The organism is Halomonas sp. I5-271120 (assembly GCF_030553075.1).
GTDB lineage: Bacteria > Pseudomonadota > Gammaproteobacteria > Pseudomonadales > Halomonadaceae > Onishia > Onishia taeanensis_A.
Genome location: NZ_CP130701.1, coordinates 3,238,635 through 3,252,969, shown reverse-complemented (window position 1 = coordinate 3,252,969; position 14,335 = coordinate 3,238,635). Strand labels below are relative to the sequence as shown.

At 63.1% G+C, this 14,335-nt stretch carries 13 protein-coding genes; 7 read left to right on the top strand and 6 right to left on the bottom strand.

What is annotated here, in order from left to right; translation table 11 throughout:
- Positions 1-20: 20 nt before the first annotated feature.
- From Q2K57_RS14590 to Q2K57_RS14575, 4 genes are read right to left on the bottom strand one after another with little or no spacing between them, the layout of a single operon-like run.
- Entirely contained in the window at positions 21-782 is a 762-nt protein-coding gene (locus Q2K57_RS14590) for an ABC transporter permease (RefSeq protein WP_304525524.1), read from the bottom strand.
- Positions 772-1,908 carry an ABC transporter ATP-binding protein gene (locus tag Q2K57_RS14585; protein WP_369700273.1) on the bottom strand — a complete coding sequence of 379 codons (1,137 nt, stop codon included), beginning with the start codon at positions 1,906-1,908 and terminating at the stop codon, positions 772-774. The genes Q2K57_RS14590 and Q2K57_RS14585 overlap by 11 nt, the downstream gene beginning before the upstream one ends.
- Positions 1,901-3,091 (bottom strand): ABC transporter permease, encoded by a 1,191-nt coding sequence (locus Q2K57_RS14580; protein WP_304525523.1) that lies wholly within the window; start codon positions 3,089-3,091, stop codon positions 1,901-1,903. Before Q2K57_RS14580 ends, Q2K57_RS14585 begins: the two co-directional genes overlap by 8 nt.
- A 26-nt stretch (positions 3,092-3,117) precedes the next feature.
- A complete protein-coding gene (locus Q2K57_RS14575; RefSeq protein ID WP_304525522.1) occupies positions 3,118-4,026 on the bottom strand; it encodes an ABC transporter substrate-binding protein in 909 nt (302 codons plus the stop codon).
- Between the two features lie 57 nt (positions 4,027-4,083).
- Between Q2K57_RS14575 and Q2K57_RS14570 the strand changes: the two genes are divergently transcribed.
- Entirely contained in the window at positions 4,084-5,220 is a 1,137-nt protein-coding gene (locus Q2K57_RS14570; RefSeq protein ID WP_304525521.1) for a DUF1853 family protein, read from the top strand.
- 24 nt (positions 5,221-5,244) lie between these two features.
- Here Q2K57_RS14570 and cysS read toward each other — a convergent pair whose 3' ends face one another.
- On the bottom strand, positions 5,245-6,630 hold the full coding sequence (cysS, locus tag Q2K57_RS14565) for a cysteine--tRNA ligase (RefSeq protein ID WP_304525520.1): 1,386 nt from the start codon (positions 6,628-6,630) through the stop codon (positions 5,245-5,247).
- A gap of 1 nt (position 6,631) precedes the next feature.
- Positions 6,632-8,311, bottom strand: coding sequence for a glutamine--tRNA ligase/YqeY domain fusion protein (locus Q2K57_RS14560; protein WP_304525519.1), 1,680 nt, complete (start codon positions 8,309-8,311; stop codon positions 6,632-6,634).
- A gap of 177 nt (positions 8,312-8,488) precedes the next feature.
- Between Q2K57_RS14560 and Q2K57_RS14555 the strand changes: the two genes are divergently transcribed.
- From Q2K57_RS14555 to Q2K57_RS14530, 6 genes are all read left to right on the top strand, one after another.
- A complete protein-coding gene (locus Q2K57_RS14555) occupies positions 8,489-9,001 on the top strand; it encodes a peptidylprolyl isomerase (RefSeq protein WP_304525518.1) in 513 nt (170 codons plus the stop codon).
- A gap of 164 nt (positions 9,002-9,165) precedes the next feature.
- Entirely contained in the window at positions 9,166-9,942 is a 777-nt protein-coding gene (locus Q2K57_RS14550) for a UDP-2,3-diacylglucosamine diphosphatase (protein WP_304525517.1), read from the top strand.
- Between the two features lie 114 nt (positions 9,943-10,056).
- Positions 10,057-10,980: a recombination-associated protein RdgC gene (locus tag Q2K57_RS14545; protein WP_304525516.1), complete on the top strand. Its 924-nt coding sequence runs from the start codon at positions 10,057-10,059 to the stop codon at positions 10,978-10,980.
- A 49-nt stretch (positions 10,981-11,029) separates the two neighbouring features.
- Complete coding sequence (locus tag Q2K57_RS14540; RefSeq protein WP_304525515.1) at positions 11,030-12,190, top strand: 1-acyl-sn-glycerol-3-phosphate acyltransferase; 1,161 nt, start codon at positions 11,030-11,032, stop codon at positions 12,188-12,190.
- Positions 12,191-12,336: 146 nt separating this feature from the next.
- Positions 12,337-13,557, top strand: coding sequence for a cation diffusion facilitator family transporter (locus tag Q2K57_RS14535; protein ID WP_304525514.1), 1,221 nt, complete (start codon positions 12,337-12,339; stop codon positions 13,555-13,557).
- A gap of 58 nt (positions 13,558-13,615) precedes the next feature.
- Positions 13,616-14,320 carry a transglutaminase-like cysteine peptidase gene (locus Q2K57_RS14530; RefSeq protein ID WP_304525513.1) on the top strand — a complete coding sequence of 235 codons (705 nt, stop codon included), beginning with the start codon at positions 13,616-13,618 and terminating at the stop codon, positions 14,318-14,320.
- The last annotated feature ends 15 nt before the right edge of the window (positions 14,321-14,335 follow it).

The following is a 14,335-nucleotide window of genomic DNA, read 5'->3' as shown; positions in this document are numbered from 1 at the left end:
AGAACCCGATACGAGAACCCTCAGCGCTGTGAGGGCAGCAGGCGTGCGAAGACGCTGTCTATGGAAAGCGCCAGCACACCAATCAGGATAGCGCCCTGCAGGATGTAGGCCGTGTTGCCATTGATGATGCCGGCGATGATCGGGTCCCCCAGGGTCTTGGCGCCGATGGTCGAACCGATCGCCGCGGTGGCAATCCCCACGGTCACCGAGGTGCGGATACCGGCCAGAATGACCGGCGCGGCCAACGGCAGCTCGAGCTGCCAGAGCACCTGGTTTGGCGACATGCCCATGCCTCGAGCGGCCTCCCGGGTGGCGGAATCCACCTCTCCGATACCGACCAGGGTATTGCGCACTATCGGCAGCAGGCCGTAGAGCACCAGGGCCACCACGGTAGGCAGCCCGCCGAATCCCAGCCAGGGCACAGCAAGCGCCAGCACCGCTACCGGAGGGAAGGTCTGACCGATGGAGGCCAACTGACTGACCAGTGGCAGAAAATCACGCCCCCAGGACCGGGTGACCATGATCGCGCCACTCACCCCGCTTACGATGGCGATGGACGAGGCACCGGCCACCAGCAGCAGGTGATTGGCCAACAGATCGACGAAGGCATCACGACGATAGATCGGCTCACGGGCCTCGGGGTCGATGGCAGCGAACAGCGACCCCAAGTGCGGCATGACGACCAGCAGCGTGCCAAGCGCCGCGAACCAGCCAAGTGGAGCCGCCCAGCGTCGCCAAGGCGATAGAATAGCAGCGCCCATGATAACGGGATCAGTCCTCATGGCGAGGCTCCGAGGCCTGGGGTGACGCCGTTTCCCCGTCGCTATCCTTGGCATCATCCCTGGAACTGTCCTGGGAACTATTCTGAGCCTTGGCCTTACCTTCGGACGCATCGCCGGTGTCGCTTCTGGACGCGGGCTTGTGGGAGGACTTTGCCGAGGCGGCAGGGAGCAGGTTCTTGCGGTGCATGATGTCATCGACCCCCAGTGTGCCCACCGTGCGATCGCGCTCATCCACCACGGTCAGGCTCGACAGCCGATGCAGGAGCATCACTGACAGGGCCTCACGCAGGTCGTCATCTGCGCCGACGGCCGCCGCCGTGGTCTGGCGGCGCGCACCGGTCGGGTGCATCACGTCACGCACAGCAATGAGCCCCGCCTGTTTGAGGCCCCGATCACGCCCGCCGAGCAGTGATTCGACGAACGCATTCTCCGGTGCCGTCAGTAGCTCTTGGGGGCTGCCCTGCTGTACGACCTGCCCGCGATTCATGACCACGATGCGATCGGCCAGCTTCAGGGCCTCTTCCATGTCGTGAGTCACGAAGACAATCGTCTTGTGCAGCCGCGCCTGGAGCCTGAGCAGTTCGTCCTGCAGGGATTCCCGGGTAATAGGATCCAGGGCGCCGAAGGGCTCGTCCATCAGCAGGATGTCAGGGTCAGCCGCCAGGGCACGGGCCACACCGACACGCTGCGCCTGACCGCCGGAGAGCTGGTGGGGGTACTTGCCGGCGAACTCGGCTTCATTGAGACCCAACAGCTGCATCAGCTCGCGGGTTCGCTTCTGGATGCGCTCAGCGGGCCATTTCAACAGCCGCGGCACCAGGCCGATGTTGCGAGCGACCGTCCAGTGCGGGAAGAGCCCGGTACTCTGGATGGCATAGCCGATGCGCCGACGCAGCGCCTGCTCGTTGATCTCGCGAATCGGCTGACCGTCGATATGGATCTGGCCGTCACTGTGCTCGATGAGTCGATTGATCATGCGCAGGGTGGTGGACTTGCCACATCCAGAGGTGCCCACCAGCACACAGAGCTCACCAGGCGCGATGGCAAGCGATAGGCCGTCAACGGCGGTGTCCTCGCCAAAGCGTTTGGACACGTTCAGCAGCGCGATTCGCACCTGCTCAGTCATGACGAACTCCTTGTCGCAGCGCTCCGGCCAGGGCGGTCAGCAGGCCATCGACGATCACCGCCATGGCGATGATCGGCAAGGCACCTAGCAGCACCAGATCCATGGCGGCCTGCCCCAGCCCCTGAAAGACGAAGGTGCCGAGCCCGCCGGCACCAATCAGCGCGGCCACCGCCGCCAGGCCAATCGCCTGAATGCTGGTAATGCGCACGCCCTCGATCATTACCGGCAGTGCCAGCGGCAAGCGCACCTGGAGGAATATCTGGCTGGGGCTCATGCCCATGCCCCGGGCCGATTCGATAACCCCGGGATCGACATCACCCAGCGCCACGAAGGTATTGCGGGTCATCGGCAGCAGGCTGTAACCCACCAGGGCGATCAGCGCCGGTGCCGCGCCGATGCCCTGCACGCCGAGTGCCGCCAGCCAGTCATAGCGATCGGCGAGCCAGGCCAGTGGCGCCAGCAACAAACCGAACAGGGCCAGGCTGGGAATGGTCTGAATCAGGCTCAGAAGCCCATTGATGCTGCGCTCGAGCCGCGGCCAGCGGCGCATGGCCAGTGCCAGGGCAAACCCCATTATCAGGCTCAGCCCTACCGCCGAGGCGACCAACAGACTGTGGTAAACAAGCGCTTCGACAAACTTGTCGCTGCGACCCAGGTACTCCTGCATCAGGGCCAGCTTATCCAACACCCCGCTGGCAAGCGACAAGGCCCAGGCCCCGAGCATCAGCGCGCCGAGCCCCCACCAACTGCCACGCGGCAGCCGCAGACTCCCCTTGAGCTCGATCAGCGCCAGCATGAACACGAACAGCAGCACCCAGAACCCCGCCGCCAACCCCGCTCGGGCGTAGGGGGCACTGGGGTCGATAAAAACACGACAGAAACCTGCCAGCCCAACGGGCAGAGCGAGCATGGCAAGCACGACCAGGCATAGGGCCCAGCGCAACCGGAGCGTCGTGGCCCGCCAGGCCAGGCCGACAATCCCCAACGGGAGTAGCGTCAGGAGCACCCCGGCGGGACCCAGCATCGCCCATAGATCCATGCCCTGCCCCGGCACGATGCGATTGGGCTGAACGCTGGCGATATCCAGAAGCGTCAGCGCCGCAAGCGCTGCCGGCATCAGGGCCAACAGCACCCGGTTAGGGGACGCCGAGCGCCGCTGTGAAAGTGACGAGGAAGGTGACACGCTTGCGAGAGCCCGCCCGGAAATGCTTATTGCTCGAGCTGGTCGAGGAAGGTCGCCGCGACCTTGGCCGGGTCGGCACCGTTGACGGCGACTTCACCGTTCAGACGCTGGAGCGTCTCGAGGTCCAGTGCCTCGAACACCGGCGAGAGCAGTTCGGGAATCTGCGGATAGGCGTCGAGCACCGCTTGGCGCACCACCGGGGCCGGCTGATAGACCGGCTGCACTTCCAGGGTGTCCTTGAGCACGCGCAGGTCCAGCGCATTCAGTCCGCCATCGGTGCCGTAGGCCATGGCGGCGTTGACGCCATTGGTTTGCAGTGCAGCGGCGCGTAGGGTGGCGGCGGTGTTACCGCCGGAGAGCACCACCAGCTGGTCAGAGTCGAGTTCGAAGCCATAGGCTTGCTCGAATGCCGGCAAGGCCGCTTCCGATTCGACGAATTCAGCGCTGGCGGCGAACTTGAACTCACCTCCTTGCGCAAGATACGTCGATAGGTCCTCAAGGGACTCGAGGCCATGCTCCCGGGCCAGGTCACCGCGCACGCTCATCGCCCAGGTATTATTGGCCTCGGCCGGGGTAAGCCACACCAAGCCGTTGGCCTCGCGATCCAGCTCACTGACCTTGGCATGAGCCTCGGCGGCATTCTTCCACACCGGGCTGTCCGCCATGTCGAAGAAGAAGGCACCGTTACCGGTGTACTCGGGGTAGATATCGATCTCGCCGGCGATGATCGCCTGGCGCACGATGCTGGTGCCCCCCAGCTGCAGGCGGTTTTCAGTGTCGATGCCGCCGGCTTCCAGCGACTGCATGATCAGTTCCCCGAGCACCGAGCCCTCGGTGTCAATCTTCGAGGAAACCACCACCGGGGCGGCAGCCTGTGCCTGCCCGACCATAGCACTGGTTGCCAATGCTGCTATCCATGTCAATGTCCGCTTCATCGCACTTACCCCAGTGGTATGCCAAGTATTCAGGCAGTATAAGGAACTGACGTTACAATGTCAGGATGGATAGTCTGGCAGGACGTCAACGTTAAACGCCTGTCCTGGCTTGAGGAATCGATGGACGACGACAGAGTAACGAATCCCGACGGCATGCTGGACACCTGGCGCCACCCGCTGGTGCGTGACCTTGGCTGGCTGTGCCTCGCCCCGGACTTGCTGAGCATGCCCTGCCCTGGCCGGCCGAGGCTTGATGAACTGGGGCTTGCGAATGGGGGCTGGCGAGACTACCTGGATCGGCTGGAAGCCGCTCCCCAGGCACTGGAAGACTGGGTAGGCGGCGCCATGAATGCGCGCTTGGGGCACTATCACGAGCGGCTCTGGCAATTCCTGCTCGAGAGCTCACCCAATACACGGCTGCTGGCCCACAACCTGCCGGTGATGCGCGAACGACGCACCTTGGGTGAGCTGGACATGGTCTATCAGCAAACGAACCGTCGGCGACTGTCACCCTTGCAGGAACACCAGCGGCAGGAGCACCGCCCGAGCGATTTGCCCATTCACCTGGAAGTCGCGATCAAGTTCTACCTGGGCCTCACCGAGGGCCCCGGCGACGCCACTGACCAGGCGCGCTGGGTGGGGCCTGGCTGCGCGGATAGCCTGGCCGGCAAGCGAAGCCATCTCTTCCACCATCAGCTGCCGCTGATCGACACCCCGGAAGCGCGCCTCGCCGTCAGCGAATTCACTGGAGGTATGCAGAGCAGGCCCACTGCCCCAGAGGATGGCAAAAGAAGCCTGGATCAGCGCATGGCAATGCCCGGCGTGCTCTTCTACCCCTGGCAGCGCGACCCGGCAAAAAGGCCGTTGCCCTCGCCTGTCGAAGCCACCGCCGAGCACCTGCGCGGCCAGTGGCTCACCTGGCACGACTGGCCGGCCTTTCGCGCCGAGCTGGTCGCTGACACCCAAGGGGCCTGGCTGCACAAGCCTCATTGGCTGGCCCCACCGCTCCCCGAGCGGCTCAGACCGCTCGAGGAAGTCGAGGCCTATCTGGCGACGCGCTTCAGCACCGGCGCAGCACCTCTGCCCCTGGTGCTCAAGGGTGAGGACGACATCTGGCACCGGCTATTCATCGTCGGCGACGACTGGCCGCGCAAGCTGCCGCTGCCGCCCGCCCCGGTGGACTTCACCCGCTGAGGCAGGCGACGGCCAGACACCGCCTCAGTCGCGATCAACGACCCAGGTGGTGCCCTCGCGGGAATCCTTGAGGGTGATACCCAGCGCCGAGAGTTCCTCGCGGATGCGATCAGCCTCGGCGAAGTCCCTGGCCTTCTTGGCCGCGGCGCGCGCCGCAATACGCGCCTCGATCTCGTCTTCGCCGATGGCAAGCGCCGTGGCGCCCGCCTGAAGGAAGGCCGCCGGGTCCTGATCGAAGAGCCCCAGCACCTCGCCCAGGCGCTTCAGCTCGAAGGCCAGCGCCGGGGCAGTCTCGGGGGCCTCCTTCTTGGCCACGTTCAGCTCACGGGCCAGGTCGAAGAGCGCCGCCAGGGCCTCGGGGGTGTTGAAATCATCATCCATGGCCGCAGTGAAGCGCTCGTCGAAGCGTGCCTCCACCTGACCTTCGACCGCCTCGACGCCGTTCAGGGCGTTGTAGAAACGCTCCAGCGAGCGACGAGCATCATCGAGGGCATCCGGCGCATAGTTGATCGGGCTGCGATAGTGGCTCGCCACCAGCAAGTAGCGCACCACTTCCGGGTCGTGAACCTCGAGCACCTCGCGGATAGTAAAGAAGTTGCCCAGCGACTTGGACATCTTCTCACTGTCGACGCGCACCGCACCGGCGTGCATCCAGGTGTTCACGTAGCGTGAACCGGTGGCCGCTTCGCTCTGGGCGATCTCATTCTCGTGGTGGGGGAAGGTAAGGTCCGGCCCACCGCCATGGATATCGAAGGTGTTACCCAAGCAGCAGGTCGACATCGCCGAGCATTCGATATGCCAGCCGGGACGGCCTTCGCCCCAGGGCGAGGGCCAGCTGGCCTCGCCCGGTTTGGCGGCCTTCCACAGCACGAAGTCCAGCGGGTCTTCCTTGTGCTCGCCGACATCGATGCGCGCACCGGAGCGCATCTCGTCCGGGTCGCGGTTATTGAGCTTGCCGTACTCGGCAAACTTGCGAACACGGTAGTAGACATCGCCATTGTCGGCTGCGTAGGCATAGCCCTTGTCGATGAGGGTCTCGATCATCGCAACGATGTCATCGATGTGGCGAGTGGCGCGGGGCTCGTGATCCGGGCGCAGGACCTTGAGACGGTTCTCGTCCTCGTGCATGGCGGCAATCATGCGCTCGGTCAGCGCGCCGATCGCTTCGCCATTTTCTTCGGCACGCTTGAGGATCTTGTCGTCAATATCGGTGATATTGCGCACGTAGTTGACGTCATAGCCCCGCGAACGCAGATAGCGGGTGATGACATCGAAGGCCACCATCACCCGGGCATGCCCGATGTGGCAGTAGTCATAGACGGTGATACCGCAGACGTACATGCCAAGCTTGCCGGGCTCGATCGGCGAGAGCGGTTCCTTGCGGCGCGTCAGGGTGTTGTAAATCTGCATATCAGCCCTTCTTCTGTGCCTTGGCCCAGCCGTCCTTCAGCCCCACCGTGCGGTTGAACACCAGCTTGCCCTCGGCGCAGGCGTGGCGGTCGGCGCAGAAGTAGCCGACCCGCTCGAACTGATAGCGCGCTTCGGGGGTAGCATCACGGATCGACGGCTCGGCAATGCCTTCGACGGTGACCAGCGACTCAGGGTTCAAGTGATCCAGGAAGTCGGCGTCCTTGTCCTTGTCCGGGACTTCGATCTGGAAGAGGTTGTCGTACTGACGCACTTCGACCGGCACGCCGTGCTCGGCGCTGACCCAATGAATGACGCCCTTGACCTTGCGGCCTTCCGGGTTCTTGCCGAGGGTCTCGAAGTCCACCGAACAGCGCAGCTCGCTGATCTCGCCAGCATCGTCCTTGATCACCTCATCGCAGCGGATCACATAGCCGTTGCGCAGCCGCACTTCCTTCTCGGGCGCCAGGCGGAAGAACTTCTTCGGCGGCTCCTCCATGAAGTCGTCCTGGTCGATCCAAATCTCGCGGGTGAACGGCAGCTTGCGAGAGCCCATGTCGTCTCGTGCCGGATGGCCGGCGACCTCGAACACTTCGTCGTGATCGTCGGGCACGTTGGTCAGTACCACCTTGAGGGGCTTCATCACGCACATGGCACGCGGCGCGTTGTCCTCAAGGTCCGAACGGATCGCGTGGTAGAGCATGGCAATCTCGACCAGGCCGCCGTCGGCACGGGTCACGCCGATCATGTCGCAGAACTTGCGAATCGACGCCGGGGTGTAGCCGCGGCGACGCATGCCCGAAATCGTCGGCAGACGGGGGTCATCCCAGCCATCGACGATACCCTGATCCACCAGCAGCTTGAGCTTGCGCTTGGAGGTCAGGGTGTAATTCAGATTGAGGCGCGCGAATTCGATCTGGCGTGGTTTGGCCGGTACCGGCAGGTTGTCGAGGAACCATTCGTAGAGCGGGCGATGATCCTCGAACTCCAGGGTGCAGATCGAGTGGGTCACGCCTTCGATGGCATCCGACTGGCCGTGAGCAAAGTCGTAGGACGGATAGATCTTCCACTTTTCGCCGGTCTGGTGGTGACTGGCGTGGCGAATGCGATAGAGGATCGGGTCGCGCAGATTGATATTGGGTGACGCCATATCGATCTTGGCGCGCAGCACCTTCTCGCTCTCGGCGAACTCGCCCTGCTTCATGCGTTCGAGCAGGTCGAGACTTTCCTCGGGGCTACGCTCGCGATAGGGGCTCGGCCGACCGGCTTCGGTCAGGGTGCCACGGTACTCGCGGATCTCGTCCGGCGACAGGTCGTCGACATAGGCCTTGCCTTCGCGGATCAGGTGCTGCGCCCAGGCGTAGAGCTGATCGAAGTAATCGGACGCATAGCGCACGTCACCGGCCCATTCGAAGCCCATCCAGTGCAGGTCTTCCTTGATGGCATCGATATAGGCCTGCTCTTCCTTGGCCGGGTTGGTGTCATCGAAACGCAGGTGACAGTCGCCGCCAAACTGCTCGGCCAGGCCGAAGTTCAGGCAGATCGACTTGGCATGGCCGATATGCAGGAAGCCATTGGGCTCCGGCGGAAAGCGGGTAACGATCTTGTCGACCTTGCCAGCCTCGATCTCTTCGCTGATCTGGTTGCGAATGAAGTTCGGGGCGCTGGTGCTGTCATTGCTCATGGGGCGTCTGGGAACCTCTTGATGGAGTACGCTGGCGACTGACCGGCCCTCTCACCCATCCAAACCGACTTGGACGGATGGCGGATGCCGACTTCGCGCGTCGATGCAAAACAGCTATTATAGCGCGACGCAGATGCGCAACGCCAAGGCGCCCACCAAGACTTCCGGGAAACTGACATGATTGTTCTCCAGACCAATTACGGCGACATCACCATCGAGCTGGATTTCGACAAGGCGCCCAAGACCGCCGCGAATTTCCAGCAGTACGTGACCGACGGCCACTATGACGACACTCTCTTCCATCGCGTCATCGACGGTTTCATGGTTCAAGGCGGTGGTTTCGACACCGACTTCAACCAGAAGCCGACCCGTGAGCCGATCGAGAACGAAGCCGACAACGGCCTGAAGAATCGCAAGGGCACCCTGGCCATGGCCCGCACCCAGGACCCGCATTCGGCCACCGCCCAATTCTTCATCAACATCGCCGACAACGACTTCCTCGATCACAGCGGCAAGAACCTGCAGGGCTGGGGCTACTGCGTGTTTGGCCGGGTGGTCGATGGTATGGACGTGGTCGACAAGATCCGCGCCGTGCCGACCAGTCGCCGCGGCATGCACGCCGACGTACCCGCCGACGACGTGGTGATCCAGCGCGCCTACCTCAAGGATGACGCTCAAGACGACGCCTGAGAACTGCTCCTACGGACACGCCCGCCTTCGCGCGGGCGTGTCTCGTTATATTGTCAGGTGGTGAATTATACTCGATGGTAAAAAGTGCCCGACGGTGGCGCCAAGCCGGCTGAGCATTCACCAGCGGCACCAAAACGAACTGCATCTAAAAAAACAGGCTCGCCATGACGACTCTGCTGATTTCCGACCTGCACCTGCACCCGGGTGCCCCCGAGATCACCGACGGCTTCTTCACCTACCTGGAGCAAACGGCCAGTAAGGCGGATGCTCTGTATATCCTCGGCGATTTCTTCGAGGCCTGGGTCGGCGATGACATCCTCGACTTGCCAGAGGCCGAACCCAGCGGCAACGCTGGCCTGGTCCAGCGTGTCGCCAATGCGCTGAACAGCCTGAGCAGTGCCGGCACGGCGGTCTATTTGATGCATGGCAACCGCGATTTCCTGATCGGCAAGCGCTTTGCCGATGCCTGTGGCGCCACCCTGCTCGATGACCCCACCAAGCTCGACAACGGCGGCGAGCCGCTCCTGCTGATGCACGGCGACAGCCTGTGTACCCGTGACGAGGCCTACATGGCGTTTCGTGCCCAGGCCCGCGATCCTCAGTGGCAGGCGCAGATTCTGGCGATGTCTATCCCTGAGCGCCTGGCGCTGGCCAAGCAGATCCGCGAGCAGTCTGGCGATGCCAACTCCAACAAGGCCGAGGACATCATGGATGTCACACCCGATGAGGTGGTCAAGGCCATGAAGGCACATGGCGTGGCCCTGCTGATTCACGGCCATACGCACCGCCCGGCCATCCATGACCTCACGCTCAATGACCGGCCTGCCATACGCATCGTGCTGGGCGACTGGCAGCCCGATCAAGGCTGGGATATTCGCCTCGAAGCCGGAAAAGCTCCCGAGCTGCGCGACTTCCCGCTTGACGCACCGCCCAGCACTTGAGGCCTGGCCAGAAGGCGCGCATGCGCCAGAACAAAATGCGCGCCGCCGGCCCAGCGCTGGCACCCGAAGGCCCCTTTGGCCATAATGTTGCTCCTTTTTTGTCAGAGACTTGCCATGTGGTTTAAGCACCTGCATCTCTATCGCCTGCATGACGCCCCGCAGATCGCCCACGACGACCTGGACGACCAGCTCGCCGAACAAGCCTTCCGCCCGCTGGGCGGTAGCGAAGCCACGCGGCTGGGCTGGCGGACGCCGGGCGGCCGTGGCAGTGAACGCCACCTCCATGAGATCCAGGGGCACCGCCTGCTGTCGGCACTACGTCAGGAGCGCGTGCTGCCGGCAAGCGTGGTGCGTGAGGAAGTCGAGGAGCGCTGCGCCGACCGGGAGGCCGCCGAAGGCCGTCCGCTGCCACGCAAGGAAAAGCAGGCGATCAAGGAACAGGTCTACGAAGAACTGCTGCCGCGCGCCTTCATCAAGAGTCAGAAGGTCGACCTGTGGTGGGACACTCGCCGCGACCTGATCGCCGTCAACGCCAGCAGCCGTGCCCGCGCCGAGGAAATTCTCGACCTGCTGCGCCAGACGCTGGGCAGCCTCAAGGTGACTCCGCTTGCGACCCAGGCCTTGCCGATTCGCGCCATGACCGCATGGCTCAAGGAAGCGGACAGTCGCCCGACCGGCCTTTTACTCGGCGACCAGGTCGAGCTCAAGGCTCAGGGAGATGATGGCGTGCTGCGCGCCCGGGCCGTGGATCTGGACAGCGAAGAGATCCAGACCCTGCTCGAAGGCGGACGCCAAGCCCACAAGCTGGCACTCGAGGTCGAAGGACAGCTATCCATGGTCCTGCACGACGACCTCGCCCTCAAGTCTCTGCGTTTTTCCGACGCGCTGCTTGATGAGGCCAGCCAAGCCAATGACGGCGATGACGCCATACTTCGCATGGAGGCCGACTTCGTGCTGATGGCGCAGACCCTGGCCGAAGTCGTGGAACGGCTGATCGGCTGGTTGGACGGCGAAGCCTCTGCTGCGCCCAGCCCATGATCCGCGCCATTTACCTCTTTTTCGTCTTCAACCTCGTGACTTCTTCATCGTGACCACAGATTCCGCCACAACAAACGACCCCTTTGCCGATATTCGCCCCTACCAGGACAATGAGGTGGCCGAGGTCATCGTACGGCTGGCCAATAATGCCGAGCTGCTCGATGCCCTGACCCAGTTCAAGCTGCCAAGGCTCGCTCGGCTAACGCCACGCTTGGCGCGTACCATCGCCAGCTTCGCCATCCGCCGCGAGATGCGCGGGGTGAATAGCGTTTATGACTTCCAGATGCGCATCGCCAGCTACATGCAGCGCATGATCCGTACCACGACCGACACTTTCGAGGTGGAAGGCCTCGATCGTCTGGAGCATGACCAGGCCTATCTGTTTATCGGCAATCATCGCGATATCGCCCTCGACCCGGCCTTCGTCAACTACGCGCTCTATCAGGCTGGCCGCAGCACGGTGCGCATCGCCATCGGTGACAACCTGCTGCAGAAGCCCTATGTGTCGGATCTGATGCGCCTCAACAAGAGCTTCATCGTGCCGCGCTCAGCCAAGGGCAAGCGCGCCATGCTGGCGGCTTATCAGCTACTGTCAGGCTATATCCGCCACTCGATTGGCGAGGATAACCATTCGATCTGGATGGCACAGCGCGAAGGCCGCGCCAAAGACGGCATCGACCGCGCCGACCCGGCGATTATCAAGATGCTGACCATGTCAGGGCGCCAGGCCAACAAGCAGGCAAAGCTTGGCGATATCATCCGCGAGCTGCACATGGTGCCGGTGTCGATCAGCTACGAATATGACCCCTGCGACCTGCAGAAGGCCCGTGAGCTCTATGCCATGCATACCGAGGGCGCTTACCAGAAGATCGAATTCGAGGACATTCGCTCTATCGTCGCCGGGATCACCGGCGCCAAGGGACGAATCAAGCTGACCTTCGGTACGCCACTGGCGGCGGATTTCGACAGCCCCGAAACAGTTGCCCAGGAGATCGATCAGCAGGTGATGAAGGGCTATCATCTCTTCCCGAGTCACCAACTGGCGCTCGAAGCCAGCGGCCTGGCGCCGGACCTCGTCGACCTTACCGAGGTCACCGACATGGACCGACAGCGCTTCCATGCCCGGCTTGCAGAGGTCCCCACTCACCTACGTGACTGGTGGCTTGCGCAATACGCCAACCCGGTACTCAACCGCGCCGGTCGGCTCTAGTCGATTGATTGCCAGGTCGATGCCAAGGCCGAACATCAGGCCCGCCTACGGCCTTTCGTCTGGGCGGCGCCCGGCCCATGCTTGGCACCGCCACACTCTCAGCCACAGGCTCCATCGCGATGGGCCATCCGTTTGAGGTAATCCCCATGGCTCACCCCCACTCCCCCACTTCGGCTGGCGATCACGCTGTCGACAGCACGGCCAAGAACCAGGCTGATCACCACGCTGCCAACACACGGGCCGCACATCGGGTCACCCTGATTGGTGCAGGCATCGACTTCGTAGTGGGCATGTTCAAGCTGGTGGCAGGGTTGATGGTCGGCTCGGCGGCCCTGGTGGCCGATGGCATTCATTCCTTCTCAGACATCCTCACCGACATCTTCGTGATCGGCGCCACCCACTTCGGTCGTCAAGCGCCCGATAGCGGTCACCCCTACGGCCACGGTCGCATCGAAACGCTGGCGACACTGTGGCTCGGCAGCATCTTGATCTTCGTTGCCGGTGCCATCGCCTGGGCCAGCCTTGAGCGGCTTTTCAGCGGCACGCCGGTTCTGGCGCCAGGGCCCTGGGCGATCGGCATCGCCGTGGTGGCTCTGCTCGCCAAGGAGTGGATCTATCGTTACACGATGAAGATCGCCAAGCAGGTAGGCTCCAAACTTCTCGAGGCCAATGCCTGGCACTCGCGCTCCGATGCGCTATCCACCGTGGTGGTGCTGGTTGGCCTGCTTGGCGCTCAGCTCGGGGCCGGCTGGCTGGATGGCGCAGCGGCTGTGGTGGTCGCCATCATGGTCGGTAAGATAGGCGGCTCGCTCTTGTGGGAAGCGAGCCAGGAGCTGATCGACACCGCGCTCCCCGCGTCCGACCAGCAACGCATGCGAGAAACCGCCGAACAGGTCCCAGGCGTTCGCGGCGTGCACGACCTGCGCACTCGCACCGTCGGCGGCCAGATATTGCTCGACCTGCACCTAGTGGTACACCCCCGAGTCACCGTCTCGGAGGCCCATGAAGTCGGCAATGAAGTCTGCCGACAACTGCATCATTTATTTCCAGACCTTAGCGATGTGACGTTCCACATCGACCCCGAAGACGATCAGCACGCACCACCACAGAGCCCTCTTCATGCGCTGCCGCTGCGTGAGGAAGTGGAGACCGAACTCGCCAAGGCCTGGTCCGGACTCGCCGCCTGGGAATCCTGCTTGACCCTGGACCTTCACTATCTGGACCAGCGCATCGACGTGTCCCTCTACGTGCAGCAGTTGCAGCCCGAAGTTAACCTCGACGAGGCGGCCGATAGCCTGCGAAAGCATGCCGCCGGCTTGCCTTGGATCGGTCGGTTACGTATCTGGCAGGGGCCAGGCAAGGCCTGATATATTCACCTGGCCTTAAAACATCTCTCCTTTAGGCCCTTCGGGCAGGAAATCGTCGATGGCTCGACCACTTGCCAGCCCTACCTTTCGCCGTCAGCGACGTCAGCTGCTGATGGGGTTGGGAGGTTTATTGGCGGGTGCCTGCCTGGGTCTGTCGTCGCCGGTCGGCGCAGCGCTCGATCCCTCGCGATTACGCCAGGTCATGCAGTCTCGCTACGGCGCCGAGGGCACGGCTGCCCTGAACGCCTGGCTTGCATTGCTCGACCGCCTGCAGCCACTGGGTATCGCCGCACAGCTAAAGGGCGTCAACGACTTCTTCAACCAGCGAATTCGCTGGCTAGATGATCGGGCCATCTGGCAGCAAGAGGATTACTGGGCCACACCGCTGGAAACGCTGGGAAAGGGTGATGGCGACTGCGAAGACTTTACCATCGCCAAGTACATCAGCCTCATGCAGCTGGGCATTCCCACCGAGCGGCTACGACTGATCTACGTGCGCGCGAGCCTTGGGCGTGGCGGGCTTTCTCAAGCACACATGGTGTTGGGCTATTACCAACTTCCCGGCGCAGAACCGCAGGTATTGGACAATCTGGTGGAGACCATCCGGCCAGCTAGCGAGCGGCTCGATCTCACCCCCGTGTTCAGCTTCAATAGCGACGGCCTTTGGGCAGGCGGCTCCAACCGCTCGCGCGCCGATCCCGTCCAGCGACTATCACGCTGGCGTAACGTGCTGGCCAGGATGCAGGAGCAAGGATTCCTATGATGATCGACAGCACCG